Source organism: Methylocella tundrae, assembly GCF_038024855.1.
In the GTDB taxonomy this organism is placed as follows: Bacteria; Pseudomonadota; Alphaproteobacteria; order Rhizobiales; family Beijerinckiaceae; genus Methylocapsa; species Methylocapsa tundrae.
This window is the reverse complement of record NZ_CP139089.1, coordinates 1,459,431-1,473,928: the sequence shown is the minus strand read 5'-3', so window position 1 is coordinate 1,473,928 and position 14,498 is coordinate 1,459,431. Positions and strand designations below refer to the sequence as shown.

Annotated in this window: 13 protein-coding genes; 6 read left to right on the top strand and 7 right to left on the bottom strand. The window is 62.5% G+C overall.

Annotated features, from left to right (window positions below):
* Positions 1-126: 126 nt before the first annotated feature.
* Positions 127-978 carry an SDR family NAD(P)-dependent oxidoreductase gene (locus SIN04_RS09370; RefSeq protein WP_244605745.1) on the bottom strand — a complete coding sequence of 284 codons (852 nt, stop codon included), beginning with the start codon at positions 976-978 and terminating at the stop codon, positions 127-129.
* 7 nt (positions 979-985) lie between these two features.
* A complete protein-coding gene (locus SIN04_RS09365) occupies positions 986-1,210 on the bottom strand; it encodes a hypothetical protein (RefSeq protein ID WP_134488576.1) in 225 nt (74 codons plus the stop codon).
* A gap of 67 nt (positions 1,211-1,277) precedes the next feature.
* Between SIN04_RS09365 and SIN04_RS09360 the strand changes: the two genes are divergently transcribed.
* Positions 1,278-1,862, top strand: a complete 585-nt coding sequence (locus SIN04_RS09360; RefSeq protein WP_134488574.1) for an NnrU family protein — start codon at positions 1,278-1,280, stop codon at positions 1,860-1,862.
* Positions 1,863-1,973: 111 nt separating this feature from the next.
* Positions 1,974-4,130: a glycogen debranching protein GlgX gene (gene glgX / locus SIN04_RS09355; protein WP_197731957.1), complete on the top strand. Its 2,157-nt coding sequence runs from the start codon at positions 1,974-1,976 to the stop codon at positions 4,128-4,130.
* A 12-nt stretch (positions 4,131-4,142) separates the two neighbouring features.
* Here glgX and SIN04_RS09350 read toward each other — a convergent pair whose 3' ends face one another.
* Entirely contained in the window at positions 4,143-5,036 is an 894-nt protein-coding gene (locus tag SIN04_RS09350) for a LysR family transcriptional regulator (protein ID WP_134488570.1), read from the bottom strand.
* Between the two features lie 93 nt (positions 5,037-5,129).
* Between SIN04_RS09350 and SIN04_RS09345 the strand changes: the two genes are divergently transcribed.
* Positions 5,130-5,537, top strand: coding sequence for a CidA/LrgA family protein (locus SIN04_RS09345; RefSeq protein ID WP_134488568.1), 408 nt, complete (start codon positions 5,130-5,132; stop codon positions 5,535-5,537).
* Between the two features lie 24 nt (positions 5,538-5,561).
* Positions 5,562-6,269: an LrgB family protein gene (locus SIN04_RS09340; protein WP_134488566.1), complete on the top strand. Its 708-nt coding sequence runs from the start codon at positions 5,562-5,564 to the stop codon at positions 6,267-6,269.
* 124 nt (positions 6,270-6,393) lie between these two features.
* Here the strand turns inward: SIN04_RS09340 and SIN04_RS09335 are convergent, their stop codons facing one another.
* The 3 genes from SIN04_RS09335 to SIN04_RS09325 form a co-directional block, all read right to left on the bottom strand.
* Positions 6,394-6,750 (bottom strand): DUF952 domain-containing protein, encoded by a 357-nt coding sequence (locus SIN04_RS09335; RefSeq protein ID WP_134488564.1) that lies wholly within the window; start codon positions 6,748-6,750, stop codon positions 6,394-6,396.
* Between the two features lie 64 nt (positions 6,751-6,814).
* The gene (locus tag SIN04_RS09330) at positions 6,815-8,545 is read right to left on the bottom strand and encodes a lysine--tRNA ligase (protein ID WP_134488562.1); all 1,731 of its coding nucleotides are present in this window, start codon (positions 8,543-8,545) and stop codon (positions 6,815-6,817) included.
* 146 nt (positions 8,546-8,691) lie between these two features.
* Positions 8,692-10,161, bottom strand: coding sequence for a cryptochrome/photolyase family protein (locus SIN04_RS09325; protein WP_134488560.1), 1,470 nt, complete (start codon positions 10,159-10,161; stop codon positions 8,692-8,694).
* Between the two features lie 152 nt (positions 10,162-10,313).
* On the opposite strand from SIN04_RS09325, the gene guaA reads away from it, so the two are divergent.
* Both guaA and SIN04_RS09315 read left to right on the top strand, forming a co-directional pair.
* Entirely contained in the window at positions 10,314-11,918 is a 1,605-nt protein-coding gene (gene guaA / locus SIN04_RS09320; protein WP_134488558.1) for a glutamine-hydrolyzing GMP synthase, read from the top strand.
* Positions 11,919-12,233: 315 nt separating this feature from the next.
* Positions 12,234-13,490, top strand: a complete 1,257-nt coding sequence (locus SIN04_RS09315; protein ID WP_134488556.1) for a tyrosine-type recombinase/integrase — start codon at positions 12,234-12,236, stop codon at positions 13,488-13,490.
* Between the two features lie 99 nt (positions 13,491-13,589).
* On the opposite strand, the gene SIN04_RS09310 is transcribed toward SIN04_RS09315, so the two are convergent.
* Complete coding sequence (locus tag SIN04_RS09310) at positions 13,590-14,495, bottom strand: alpha/beta fold hydrolase (protein ID WP_134488554.1); 906 nt, start codon at positions 14,493-14,495, stop codon at positions 13,590-13,592.
* Positions 14,496-14,498: the final 3 nt, after the last annotated feature.

Here is a 14,498-nt window from a genome sequence, read left to right as displayed (position 1 = left end):
GAGCGTTGAGGCTAATCAGCTTCTCCCCTTGCGACTGGGAGGACGAGCCGCGCCGATGGGTGGCGAGCGTGCGTTTTAGATAGCTACGCCGGCGTGACGCAAGTTGCGCTGGCAATTCCTCGCGCGTCAGCGGCGCTCGCTCGAGATGGCGAGACTGGTCACGGCGTCTACGAGGCGATCTGGCGCGAGAGCCCGGCCAATCGGACCAAGAGTTGCAATCAACCCCACGTTGTAGCGCGTGCGCGGGCGTCTCGCCGTGGCCGCCCTGAAAACCACCTCGGCGACCTTGTTCGCGGTCATGACTCCGAGGCCGCGGGGTGCAAGGAATGCGCGCATTCGCCGCGCAAGATTTCTTTTGAAGTGCCCATAGGGGCCATCGGCTCCAAGGTCCGGGATGGTCCTCAGCAGCGTCGCTTCGAATTGCGTCGCGATCGGCCCCGGCAAAACGTTCACGACATCTATGCCGAAGGGTTTTACCTCGGGGCGCATGGCGTCGGCGATCGCCTCGAGCGCAAATTTGGCCGCGTGATAGGCCCCGCCGCCCATGACGCTGACGCGTCCGGCGACAGAGCTCACATTGACGATGCGGCCTCGGCCGGCGCGTCGCATCGAAGGCAGGGCAAGCTGCGACAGCCGCATTGCGCCGAGCACATTGGTCTCGAACTGGCGGCGCATATCGTCGAGGGATATTTCCTCGATCGGACCATATTGGCCATAGCCGGCGTTGTTGACGAGAACGCCGACGGCGCCGAAGCGGTCTTCAACGGCGGCGATCGCGGCGCGGCGCGCGGCCTCATCCGTGACGTCGAGGGCGAGCGTGTGGCAGCCGAGCGCGCGCAGCTCTTCGAGGGCGGCGAGATTTCGCGCGCTTGCGAAAGTCTCAAAACCCGCCGTGCGAAAGGCAATCGCGGCGGCGCGACCAACGCCGCTTGAGCAGCCCGTGACGAGAACGGGCCCGATGTCAGATGCACTTCGCATGAGGCGCTTAAACCAGCATTGACGCATTCCAAGCAATCAGCGCGATCATGCGCCTGATTTCCTGATGAAACCAGTCGCGCTTCCGGGGGCGACCGGCGCGGTCAAAACGAAAACGGGTCAATGAAGCAGGGTTCGATCCAGCGCTCGCCGATAAATAACGCGTGATCGTCGCCGCGATTCCATGATAGCCGTCGCACGTTTCGCAAATTACAATCGGCGAGAACGCATCCATGCAGGAGGCGATTGCCGCGGGCGCGTGCTATCCTTGCGCGCTGCATTATCAAGCGAGCGGGGCCAGCATGCTAGTTATGGTTTTGGGAATCGTCGTCTTTCTCGGCGCGCACACCCTCACGACTTTTCGTGAGACGCGGGAGGATCTGATCGGACGCTTTGGGAAAGCGCCCTATAAAATCATCCATTCGGTGGTTTCGCTGATCGGTTTCGCGCTTATCATCTGGGGTTTCTCCCGATATCGCGCGGAAGGGCTGATCCCGGTTTGGACTCCGCCCGGCTGGACCCGCCACCTGACCATGACGCTGATGTGGTTCGCCTTCGTGGCGCTGGCGTGCGTCAATCCCGCGCCTGGAAAAATCAGGGGCTGGCTGCGCCACCCCATGCTTGTCGCCATCAAGATCTGGGCCCTCGCGCATCTCCTCGCCAATGGCGACTTGGGCGGCATGCTGCTGTTTGGTTCGTTTCTCGCCTGGGCCGTTTTTGATCGCGTCGCGGTCAAGAGGCGCGGCGATTTCGGGGCGCCTCGTTTGGCGTCGTTCACACGCGCCGACGCCATCGCGCTGATCGTTGGAACGGCCGCCTATGTGGCGATGATCCTGCTGCATCCCGTGCTGATCGGCGTCCCGGTGATCGGCGCGCCCGTCGGCTGAGCGTCAGCGGGCCCGGCGCGGCGGCCTGCGCACGGCAGACGCGCTCGCGGCATGAAACTCGCCAAGCGTTGCGGCGTTACTGCGAGGCATCAGTCAGTCAGGAGACGGAGCATGCCAAAGGCTCTGAAAGATCGCGTCCGCGAGGGCCTTCCCTATCCGATCGGCGCCTCCTTTGACGGCAAGGGGGTCAATTTTGCGCTGTTCTCCGCAAACGCCACCAAGGTCGAGGCGTGTCTTTTTGATTCCGGGGGAAACACCGAACTCGATCGGGTGGCGCTGCCGGAATATACCGATCAGATTTTCCACGGCTGGCTGCCCGACATCGGACCCGGGCAAGTCTATGGCTATCGCGTTCACGGTCCCTATGAGCCGGATGCCGGACATCGTTTTAATCCCATGAAGCTGCTGCTCGATCCCTACGGCCGCGCCCATATGGGCGACCTCCAATGGGATCCGGCGGTGTTTGGCTATATCCTTGGCCACCCCGACGAGGACCTTTCCTTCGATGAGCGCGATAGCGCGCCCTTCATGCCGAAGTCGATTGTCGTCGATCCCAATTTCGATTGGCATGGCCAGCCGAGGCGCAAGCCGATCGCCTGGGACAGAAGCGTCATTTATGAGCTGCATGTGCGCGGCTACACCAAGCTTCATCCGGAAGTTGAGGAGCATCTACGCGGCACCTATGCGGGGCTCGGGGTAGCGCCGGTGCTCAACCACATCAAGTCGCTCGGCGCGACATCGGTCGAGCTGTTGCCGGTGCACAGCTTTATCAATGACGACTATCTGCTGAAAAAGGGCCTCGTCAATTATTGGGGTTATAACACGATCGGTTATTTTGCGCCTGATCCGCGTTACGCTTCCGATCGCGCCAACTGCCTGCGCGAATTCAAGGAAATGGTGTCGCGCTTCCACGAAGCCGATCTCGAAGTCATTCTCGACGTCGTCTACAATCACACGGCGGAAGGCAATGAGCGTGGCCCGACGCTCTCGTTCAAGGGCATCGACAACGCCTCCTACTACCGCCTGCATCCCGACAACAAGCGGCTCTACGTCAATGACACGGGAACCGGCAACACGGTCAATCTGTCGCATCCACGCGTCATCCAGATGGTCACAGACAGCCTGCGGTATTGGGTCAACGAGACCCATGTCGATGGATTTCGCTTTGATCTTGGCACAATCCTCGCGCGCGAGCCTAACGGCTTCGACAATCAATCCGGATTTTTGAAATGCTGTAGCCAGGACCCCGTGCTCGGCGCGGTTAAGCTCATCGCCGAGCCGTGGGATTGCGGCCCCGGCGGCTATCAGGTCGGCGAATTTCCGCCCGGCTGGTCCGAGTGGAACGATAAATTTCGCAATACCGTCCGCGATTTCTGGAAGGGCTCCATGCCTGCGGCCGAACTTGCGCCGCGTCTTCTCGCCTCGCCGGCCGAATTCAATCATCAGGGGCGCAAGCCCTGGGCCTCGGTCAACTTCGTCACGGCGCATGACGGGTTCACGCTGAATGATGTCGTCACCTACAACGAAAAGCACAATGACGCCAATGGCGAGGACAATAAGGACGGCGCGAGCGACAACAGGTCGTTCAATTATGGCGTCGAGGGGCCGACCGACGATCTGGAAATCAACGGGATTCGCGCTCGCCAGATACGCAACATGCTGGCGACGCTTCTGCTCAGCCAGGGTTTGCCGATGATTGTAGCCGGCGACGAATTCGGCCGCACGCAGAACGGCAACAACAATGCCTATTGCCAGGACAATGAAATCTCCTGGGTCAATTGGGAGTTAAAGGCAAAGGGTCAATCGCTGATCCGCTTCGTCAGCCGTGTCAACGCCCTGCGTCAGCGATTCCCGATTCTGCGCCGCGGCCGGTTTCTCACCGACGCCTATAATGAGGAGCTCGACATCAAGGAGCTGACCTGGGTCAACGCCGGCGGCGGCGAGATGGCCGAGGGCGATTGGGACGCGGCGCAATGTTTCGGCCTGATGCTCGACGGGCGGGCCCAGCCGACGGGCATCCGCAAACGCGGCGAGGACGCCACCATTCTGATGATCTTCAACGCCTGGCATGACGTGGTCGAATTCACGCTTCCGAGCCAGTCGGCCAGCAATCAGCATTGGACCCTGCTTATCGACACGAACCTTCCCGAAGAGACGGTCGAGAAGGAGGGCGAAACCTTCCGTTTCGGCCAGGCTTACGCCGTGACGGGACGCTCGTTCCTTCTGTTCGCGCTTGTGCCGGACGCCGGGCGCGCCATCGCGGATTGAGTTCGCCGCGGGTCAGATCGGCGGAGCCTCGCCTTTTGCTTCGCGCGCCAATGCGAGCCACGCGCGCGCGGCGGGCGAAAGAAAGCTTCCGCGCCGCCATGCCAGCGCCATGCGCCAGTCCGTTCCCGGCTCATCGAGCAGGATGCGATGGACCGGCGACGTCGTGCGCTGTTCGGCGATGAGCCGCGGCAGGAAAGCGACGCCAAGACCCGCTGCGACAAGCTCGATGATGAAGTCGATCTGGGCGCTGCGGGCGGCCACTTTCGGCGCAAATCCATGCCGCCCGCAGGCGTCGAGGATGACCTGATTGAGGGCGAAGCCGGTCTCAAAAAGGATGAAAGGCGAGGCCTTCAGGCTGACGAGATCAATCGTGTCACGGCCGGCGCCGGCGTGGCCGTCGGGCAGAAGCGCCATCAGCGGCTCCCGCCGCACGTCCTGCCAGTCGAGGTCCTCCGATACGGGGAGCAGGGAGGCGGCAAGTTCGACCTCGCCCGTGGCCAAAAGTTCTTCGAGGCGTTTGCTGCCCTGCTCGATGAGGCGGATGTCGATGCCGGGATATCGCTTGCGGTAGATCGCAAAGAGGGGCGCGAACAAAAGGCTGCTTCCGACGGGCGGAAGCCCGAGCCGCAGCACGCCGCGCTTCAGGCCGCGCAATTCATCGAGTTCCGCCATCAAATCGTCGCGCAGGGCGAGCATGGCGAGGGCGCGGCGATAGACAATTTCCCCGGCCGCCGTGATCTCGCTGCGATGGCCGATGCGGTCCAGCACTGCGACGCCGAGCTCGTCTTCGATCTGCTTCACCGCTTTGCTGATCGTCGGCTGCGTGGCGTTCAAGGCCTTGGCCGCCGCGGAAAAACCGCCCTGGCGAACGACTTCGACAAAGGCGCGCAAGGTCCTAAGCTCCATACGAATTCCATTTCAGAATGAATGTCATGCGACTAATTCATTTTCGTTATGATGCAGTGCAATGTAAACTGGCTTTGATTTGGAGATCCAGTCATGCATTTGCGCAAGGCTTTTATTCGCATCCGATATGCATTTCATCGCAGCCGGCTTTTGCAGCTTGGCGTTCTGATGGCATTCTGGGCCTTGGGGCAGGCAACCGTTCAGCTCGTGCATCTGCCAGTGCCGGGCGGCGTCGTCGGCATGGCGGCCGTGCTGGCTTTGCTGCTGACGCGCCGCATGAACATTTGCAGCGTCCGTCGCGGCGCCGAATGGCTGCTTGCCGAAATGCTGCTGTTTTTTGTGCCGGCCGTGATGGCTCTGCTCGACCATTCCGAATTCCTTGGCGTTCTCGGCCTGAAGCTGTTGATCGTGATCTTAACTGGCACTTTGTGCGTGATGGCGGCGACCGCCCTCACCGTCGAGATGTGCGCGCGCTGGACGATGCGGCGCGTCGCCGAATAGGGCGTCAGCAAGGCGGCTTTCACCATGTGGCCTATTCATTCACTTGCCCTTGCGGCTTTCTGGTCGTTAGCGACGGTCGGCTTCTATCTTTGCGCCCGCGCCATCTATCGGCGTTGGCCGCGCTGGTGGCTGTCGCCGCTCGTCGTGACGCCGGCGGTTTTACTGATCCTCGCGCTGGCGCTCCATACCGGCTATGGCGATTATATTCGCGGCACCCACTGGATCGTTATGATGCTCGGACCCGCGACTGTCGCCTTCGCCATCCCGATTTATGAACAGCGGCATGTGATCGCCCGCCACTGGCCCGTTCTCGTCATTGGCGTCATCATCGGCAGCGGCACGGCGATGGCCACCGCCTGGGCGATGGCGAGCGCGCTCGGCCTTTCGGATCTCTTGCGCCTTAGCCTGCTTCCCCGCTCCATGAGCACGCCGTTCGCCATGGCGGTCGCGGGGGACATAGGCGGCTCGCCGGATTTGACGACCGTATTCGTCCTCCTGACCGGCATATGCGGCGCGGCTCTCGGCGAATTGATGCTGAACTGGCTGCCGCTGCGCTCCAGTCTTGCGCGCGGGGCGCTGTTGGGCATGGGCGCCCATGCCGCCGGAACCGCCAAAGCACGCGAGATCGGACAGGAAGAAGGATCGATCGCAGGGCTGGTGATGGTGCTGGCGGGGCTCGTCAACGTGCTGGCGGCGCCGATTCTCGCCTACGGGCTCAAAGCCGCGTCGTGACTTTGCGGAAAGGACGCAGCTTTGATACACGAAAGCGCGTTGAGGAGGCTTGAGAGGCCGTCTCGAAAGATGATTTCCGGGTTCAAAGCGCCCTCATGCGGAAAGACGCGTCTTTCAAGCTCCCTCAGCGCACCGGCTTTTCGAGCAGGCCGGAAAAGTCGTGGCCTCCGCCGGGGCGGGGCGGTAGCGCCTTGACCGAGACCACGGCGTCGAGCGGCAACGGCGCGTAAAGATGGGGGAAGAGGGCGCCTCCGCGCGAGGGCTCGAAGCGCAGTCCGTCGCCGAGCCGCTTGGCGTCGACCGCGATCAGCACGAGGTCGAAGCGCCCGCCAAAATGTTTCAAAGCGGTTTCCTCGGCCTGCTCGGCGGTCGAGAAGTGAATGAAGCCATCTTCGAGGTCGACAGGCGCGCCGTCGAAACGGCCTCTGTCCTGAGCCTGACGCCATAGCGCCGCTGGCGCGATCTTATAAATCAGTTCCATGTCTGAACTTTCGTCTGCGCAGGGCTGCGCCCGCAAGAGAATCGGCCGCGCGCCCGGGAATGCTTTATCTTTGCGCCACAAAGTCGGCGTGCTGCTGCATGAGGGCGCCATTCAGCGCATCCGCGAGCAATTTGCGCGTTTCGTCGACGCCGTAGAGGGCGACGAATGAGCCAAAGCGCGGGCCGCGGCTTTCGCCGAGCAGGATGGCGTAGAGCATGTTGAAAAAATCATTCGAGACGCCAGGGCGTTCCGGCGTCGCGCCCTTGGCCTTGAGATCCTGATAGCGCGGAATGGCCCGCGCCACATCGTAAAGGGCGGTCTGGATCGCTTCCGCGCTCGCATCCTTTGGCAGCGCCGCAAGCATGTCCGCGAGTTTGGCGAGCGCGTCCCGCTCGACATCGTCGGGCGCGCGGTAATTCTTCGCGGGGCGTACGAAATCCCGGAAATAGCGCACCGCATAAGCGACGAGCCTGTCGAGGCGCGGATGGTTTTCGGGCGAGGCGCCGGGCGCATAGCGGCGCAAAAATCCCCACAGCACGTTGGGGTCTTCGCTGTTCGCCACGGCGGCGAGATTCAAAAGCATGCCGAAGGTGATCGTCGCGCCGTGATCCTTGCCGAGCGCTTCTGGAGCGGGCGGCTCGCCCGAATGAATGTGCCAGACGGGATTGCCAAGACGCTCCTTCAGCGCCTGGCGCGGATAGGCGTCAAGAAAGCTCAGATAATCATCGACCGCGCGCGGAATGACGTCGAAATAGAGGCGCTTCGCCGCCGTCGGCTTTTGATACATGAAAAGCGACAGGCTCTCGGGGCTTGCATAGGTCAGCCACTCCTCGATGGTGAGGCCATTGCCCTTCGACTTCGAGATCTTCTGGCCCTTGTCGTCGAGGAACAATTCATAGTTGAACCCCTCCGGCGGGCGGCCGCCGAGCGCCCGGCAAATTTTCCCCGAAAGCTTGACGGATTCGATCAAATCCTTGCCGGCCATCTCATAATCAATGCCGAGCGCGAACCAGCGCATCGCCCAATCGGCCTTCCACTGGCATTTTACGCGCCCGCCGGTGACTTCCGTCTCGACTTTTTCATTCGTTTCCGGATCGAGATAAACGATGGTCCCGCGCGAGACGTCGCGTTCGATCATCGGCACCTGAAGCACTTTACCGCTGCGCGGACTGATTGGCAGGAAAGGCGAATAGGTCGCCCGCCGATCCGGGCCGAGCGTCGGCAAGATAATGTCCATCACATCGTCATAGACCGCCAGCATGCGCAGCAGGGTCTCGTCGAAACGGCCGGATGAATAGTAATCCGTTGAACTCGCAAATTCGTAGTCGAAGCCGAAGCGGTCCAGAAACGCGCGCAGCCGCGCATTATTGGCGGCGCCGAAGGACGGATATTCATTGGAGAAAGGATCGGGAACGCGGGTCAGGGGCTCGCCGAGATGCGACGCGAGCATCTCCTTGTTCGGCACATTGTCCGGCACTTTGCGGAGCGCGTCCATGTCGTCGGAAAAGGCCAGCAGCCGCGTCTTGACGCTGTCCCCGGTCAATAAGCGAAAGGCGTGGCGAACCATGGTCGTTCGCGCAACCTCCCCAAATGTTCCAATATGGGGCAGGCCCGACGGACCATAGCCGGTCTCGAAGAGGACTTCGGACTTGCCTGACGCATTGATCCTCTCGACGATCTTGCGGGCTTCCTCGAATGGCCAGGCGCTTGCCTGTTGCGCGCCTTGCAGGACGTCCGCGGCAATCTCGAGCGCCGCGGCCTGCGGAGTGGCAAAAGAATCGGCGCCGGAAGGCATTGGAGCATCCTTGAAATGCGGAGGATCGCGGGCTTTGCCGCCGCGCGCATCCTTGCTGCCAGATTGCGCGCCATCCCGCAAGCGCGCCGGGGGAGGCGGTTCAGGGTCCCGCCTTGCCGCCCGCTCGCATAGCATAGGTCATCGGCTCAACGCCGCACCGCCTCAAAAGCCTTGAGCGCCCGGTCACGGCCGTCCGCGAGATCCACGACCGGCTTCGGATAGGTCTTCCCCAATTCAACACCTGCCTCCCGCAAAACCGCTGCCGGCGCCGCCCACGGCTTATGAATCCATTTATCCGGCAATGCGGCGAGTTCTGGAATCCAGCGCCGGACGTAATCGCCTCTTGGATCGAATTTCTCGCCTTGCAGCACTGGATTGAACACCCGGAAATAGGGCGCCGCATCCGCGCCTGAGCCCGCGACCCATTGCCAGTTCATCGGATTATTGGCCGGATCGGCGTCGCAGAGCGTGTCCCAGAACCATTCCTCGCCGATCCGCCAGTTGACCAAAAGGTGTTTGACGAGAAAGGAGGCGGCGGCCATGCGCGCGCGATTATGCATGAAGCCGGTCGTCCATAATTCGCGCATGCCGGCGTCGACCAGAGGATAGCCGGTTTGGCCGCGGCGCCAGGCTTTAAGCTCGCGCAGGGGCGGATCGCGCCAGGGCATGGCGTCGAAGCGGCGCTGCAGATTGGTCGTCGCGGCATTCGGATGGCTGAAAAGCACATGATAATTGAACTCGCGCCAACCGAGTTCGCCCAAAAACTTCGACGCGCCAGCCTTAAGCTCCGGGCGCTCCGCTTCGGCCGCGCGGACCGCGGCGAAAATCTGCCTCGGGCTGATTTCGCCAAAACGCAGATGCGGCGAGAGGCGCGAGATGGCGTCGTCCGCCGGTCTGTCGCGGGCGCTCGCGTAAGCCTGCAAGCCGTTCGCGAGAAAATCGCCGAGGCGCTTTTGCGCGCCCTTTTCGCCCGGCCTCCAGTTCGCACGCAGCCCAGCCGCCCAGTCGCACCTTTTGGGAAGCAGCCCGAACTCGTCGAGGCTTTTCCTCTTTGGCGCGCCGCGCGGGTAGGGCGACGCAAGGATTTTCTCGGGCGCGTCGAGCGGCGCGCCCGCGTCGGGCAGAGCGAGGGCGGCGCGCCAATAGGGCGAATAGACCATGAAGCTGCCCCTCGCGCCGCGCTTGACCTCCCAGGGTTCGTGCAAAAGCTGGCCGTTGAAGCTTTGTGTCTTGACTCGCGCCGCGATCAATCGCGTTTTCAGCACCGTGTCGAGCGCGATTTCGGCGCCGCCATAGCGCCGCGTCCAGAAGGCCGCGCTGGCGCTGGCGGCGCCTGCAAGGGCCGGCAGAATGTCTTGCGCGCGTCCTCGGAAAAGATCGAGGCGGCCGCCTTTTTCGGAAATCTCCTCGCCAAGCGCCGCCAAAGAATGATGCAGCCACCAGCGCGAGGCGCCGCCATGAGGCCGAAAGCCCTTGCTTTCTTCATCAAAAATATAGACGCAGAGGAGAGGCGCGCGTGCTGCGCCGGCCGCCGTCAGCGCCTCATTATCGGCGAGGCGCAAGTCGTCGCGAAACCAGACGATGGAAGGCCCTTGCTTTTGCGCGCCGCGCGTCATTCTTGTTTCCGATCCGACGTAAGCTCCCATTCATGACCTGAACGGACCATCAGCGCCATGGTTTCAACGACGATTGTCATTACATGTGAGGCGCGGCTTGCGCCCTGGGCCTCGATCGCCTAATCGAATTTTTTGCCGCAAGAGGACGCTGTATGGCGCAGGATAAGCTCCACGAAACGATTGTTCGCCACCACGACAAAGTGCTGATCGTCGATTTCGGCTCGCAGGTTACGCAGCTCATCGCGCGCCGCGTGCGCGAGGCGGGCGTCTATTGCGAGATCGCGCCCTTCCAATCGGCGGAGAAGGCATTCGCGGAGCTCGCGCCGAAAGCCGTGATCCTGTCCGGCGGCCCAAGCTCCGTCCTGGAGGATAACTCGCCGCGTGCGCCAAATTCTCTTTTTGACGCCGGCGTGCCGGTCCTCGGCATCTGCTATGGCGAGCAGGTCATGGCGCAGCAGCTTGGCGGCAAGGTCGTCGCGGGGCACAGCCACAGCCGCGAATTTGGCCGCGCGGAGGTCGAAGTGCTGCGCCCAAGCGCGCTCTTTGATGGCGTCTGGCAGGAGGGCAAGAGCTATCCTGTGTGGATGAGCCACGGCGATGCGGTGAGCGAATTGCCGGCGGGATTTGCGCCCATCGCGACATCGCCGAGCGCGCCGCTGGCGGCGATCGCCGACGAGGATCGCAAATTATACGGCGTGCAATTCCACCTCGAAGTCGTGCACACCCCGGATGGGGCGAAGCTGATTTCCAATTTCGTGCATAAGGTTGCAGGTCTCAAGGCCGATTGGACGATGGGCGCGTTCCGGCAGGAAGCGATCGCCTCGGTCCGTGCGCAGGTCGGCTCCGGCCGCGTGCTCTGCGGTCTCTCCGGCGGCGTCGATTCGGCGGTCGCCGCGGTGCTCATCCATGAGGCGATCGGCGAGCGCTTGACCTGCGTCTTCGTCGATCATGGCCTGTTGCGGCAGGGCGAGGCCGAAGAGGTCGTCAGCCTCTTTCGCGGCCATTACAATATTCCGCTCGTCCATGTCGAAGCGCAGGACCTCTTTCTCGGCGCGCTGACCGGCATTCGCGACCCGGAAGAAAAGCGCAAGATCATCGGGCGCCTTTTCATCTCGGCCTTCGAGGCCGAGGCGAAGAAGATCGCCGCCGACGGGCGCGGCGCGCCGGAGTTTCTGGCGCAAGGCACGCTCTATCCGGATGTGATCGAGAGCGTGTCGTTCAGCGGCGGCCCCTCGGTGACGATCAAGTCTCACCATAATGTCGGCGGCCTGCCTGAGCGCATGAACATGAAGCTCGTCGAGCCGCTGCGGGAATTGTTCAAGGACGAAGTGCGCGAGCTCGGACGCGAGCTCGGCCTGCCCGAAGCCTTCGTCGGCAGGCATCCGTTTCCGGGGCCTGGGCTCGCGATCCGCTGTCCCGGCGGGATCACGCCGGAAAAGCTCGAGATTTTGCGTCAGGCTGACGCCATCTATCTCGACGAGATCCGCAAGGCGGGGCTCTATGACGAAATCTGGCAGGCTTTTGCCGTGCTGCTGCCAGTGCAAACCGTCGGCGTGATGGGCGATGGGCGCACTTACGAGTTCGTCTGCGCGCTTCGCGCCGTCACCTCGGTCGACGGCATGACGGCGGATTTCTATCCCTTCGGCATGGGGTTTCTCGGCCGCGCGGCGACGCGCATTATCAACGAAGTCAAAGGCGTCAACCGCGTCGTATATGACGTGACCTCAAAGCCCCCCGGCACAATCGAGTGGGAATGAAATGATGTGGTTCGCAGCGTTTCGCGAACTATCACCACATCGCCATAACTAGCTGAAATCAAATAAAAAGTCAAGCATTCACTATCGGAGTCTATCGCCGTTAAGCGATGGGCTCTGACGGTGTGCGCGACGGTAGGCGTTCTTAGCTGTCAGCCGGATTTTTGCCCTACCGTCAGGCCAAAAACCGAAGCGCCCCGTTAAAAAGCAGGCTAATTGACTGATATGTAATGATTATTCTCATCGATTGACGGTATCGAATTTGACGGTAAAATTGACCTCGAAAAAGGCGTTTCGATCGTCAACGAGGCCGTTCTCATGCTCACTGACATGGCCATCAAGAGGCTGAAACCAAAGGATAAATTATACAAGGTGGCCGATCGTGACGGTATGTATGTTTCCGTCGCCACGACAGGCCAAATCACCTTCCGGTACGACTACCGTCTGAACGGCCGCCGTGAGACGCTGACGATCGGGCGCTATGGCGCCGACGGCGTCACGCTCGCCGACGCGCGCGAGCGCTGCATCGCCGCCCGCAAGCTGGTGGCGGAGGGACTTTCCCCCGCGCACGAGAAACAGCGCGACAAGCGGCGCAAGGCCATGGAGCGCAGCTTCGGCGCGGTGAGCGCCTTATGGATCAAGGAAGCGCGCATGGCGGAAAGCACCCGCTCGATGCGCAAGGCCATCCTCGATCGCGATATTCTCCCTGCCTGGAAGAACCGCCTTCTGACCGAGGTGACGCCGGATGATCTGCGCCAGCTCTGCGCCAAGGTGAAAGAGCGCGGCGCGCCGGCGACCGCTATCCACGCCCGCGACATCGTCAAACAGATCTTCGCCTTCGCGATCCTGCACGGCGAGAAGGTGCCGAACCCGGCCGACGAGGTCGGGCCAGCCTCGATCGCGACCTTCCAGCCGAAGGATCGGGCGCTGTCGCCAGCCGAAATCAAGATCATGCTGCAGCAGGTCGAGCACGTGCCGACCCTGCCGACCATCCGCCTAGGCCTGCGCCTGATCCTGCTCACCATGGTGCGCAAGAGCGAACTGACCGATGCCGTCTGGGACGAGGTCGATTTCGAGAACGCCGTCTGGACCATTCCGAAGGAGCGCATGAAGCGGTCGAAGGCGCACAACGTCTATCTGTCGCAACAGTCGCTCGACATCCTGATTGCCCTGAAGACCTGCGCCGGCAACTCACGCTATCTGCTGCCTTCCCGCTACGACGCCGATGCGCCCATGTCGCGCGCGACCTTCAATCGCGTGACCACGGCCGTCGTGGTGCGGGCGAAGAAGGAGGGGCTGCCGCTGGAGCCGTTCACGGTCCACGATCTGCGCCGGACCGGCTCGACGCTCTTGAACGAGATGGGCTTCAACAGCGACTGGATCGAGAAGTGCCTCGCCCATGAGGACGGGCGCTCGTCACGCGGCGTCTACAACAAGGCCGAATACGATCCGCAACGCCGGCACATGCTCCAGGAATGGGCCGACATGGTCGATGCCTGGGTGAACAGCCAAAAGCGTGCGCCGATGCTCTTGCCGGCATCGATGCCGTTTATGGGGATTGAAAGTGTGTCGTGACCGGATGCATGCGCCGCATATGTCAGTGGACAGCGGCCGATGAAAACGCGATCGGAATAGAGCGGCGCGGCGGTGTTCGGCGATCACGAGCCATGTGCGTTACCAGATGTTCGGCGGTGCCCTTCTCGCCACACGGTCGATGGCATCCGCGACCGTGCGATGCAGCGCGGCCGGCAGGTGGTGTCCCATGCCGTCGATCAGCATGAGTTCGGCGCCCGGGATCGAGGTCGCAGTATCCGCACCGCAGGCCGGAGGGATCAGCGGATCGTCGGCTCCATGGATGACGAGCGTCGGCACGCCGATGGTGGCGAGTCGCGCGCGACGATCGCCGGCCACGGCCATGGCGGCGATCTGCCGTCCGGTACCGCCCGGATCATAGGCGCGCCTGACCTCCTCCAGAACAAGGACACGATGCGCCGCCTCGTCGACCGGATGGCCTGGGCCGGCGATGCGGCGCGCGAAGGCGAGGCTGTGCGCCAGAAATCCGGCCTCGTCCGAGACCGGATCGGGCGCGGGGTGCATCATCATGGCCATGACGTCCGGCTCGGCTTGCGGAAGGGCGGGATTGCCGGTGCCAGACATGATCGAGGTGAGGGACAGGACCCGTTTGGGATGCTCGCTCGCCATGATCTGCGCGATCATGCCGCCCATCGACAGGCCGACAACATGCGCCCGATCAATGGCGAGGGCATCCAGCAGGCCGATCGCGTCGGCAGCCATGTCGTGAAGGGTATAGGGAACCTCCGGCCGCCGCCCGGCCATGAGCGCGGCGGCCAACGCGCTGAAGTCTGGTGGGGGGCAGTGGCCAAAATGCGTCGAGCATCCGGCGTCGCGGTTATCGAAGCGGATTACACGATAGCCGCATGCCGCCAGTTCCTCACAGAACGGGACGGCCCAACGGATCATCTGAACGCCCAACCCGGCGATCAGCAGGATCGTCGCATCGGCCTCGCGGCCGAAATGATCCCAGGCCAGATCGATGCCGTTGGCTTTCACGATGTTCATGGT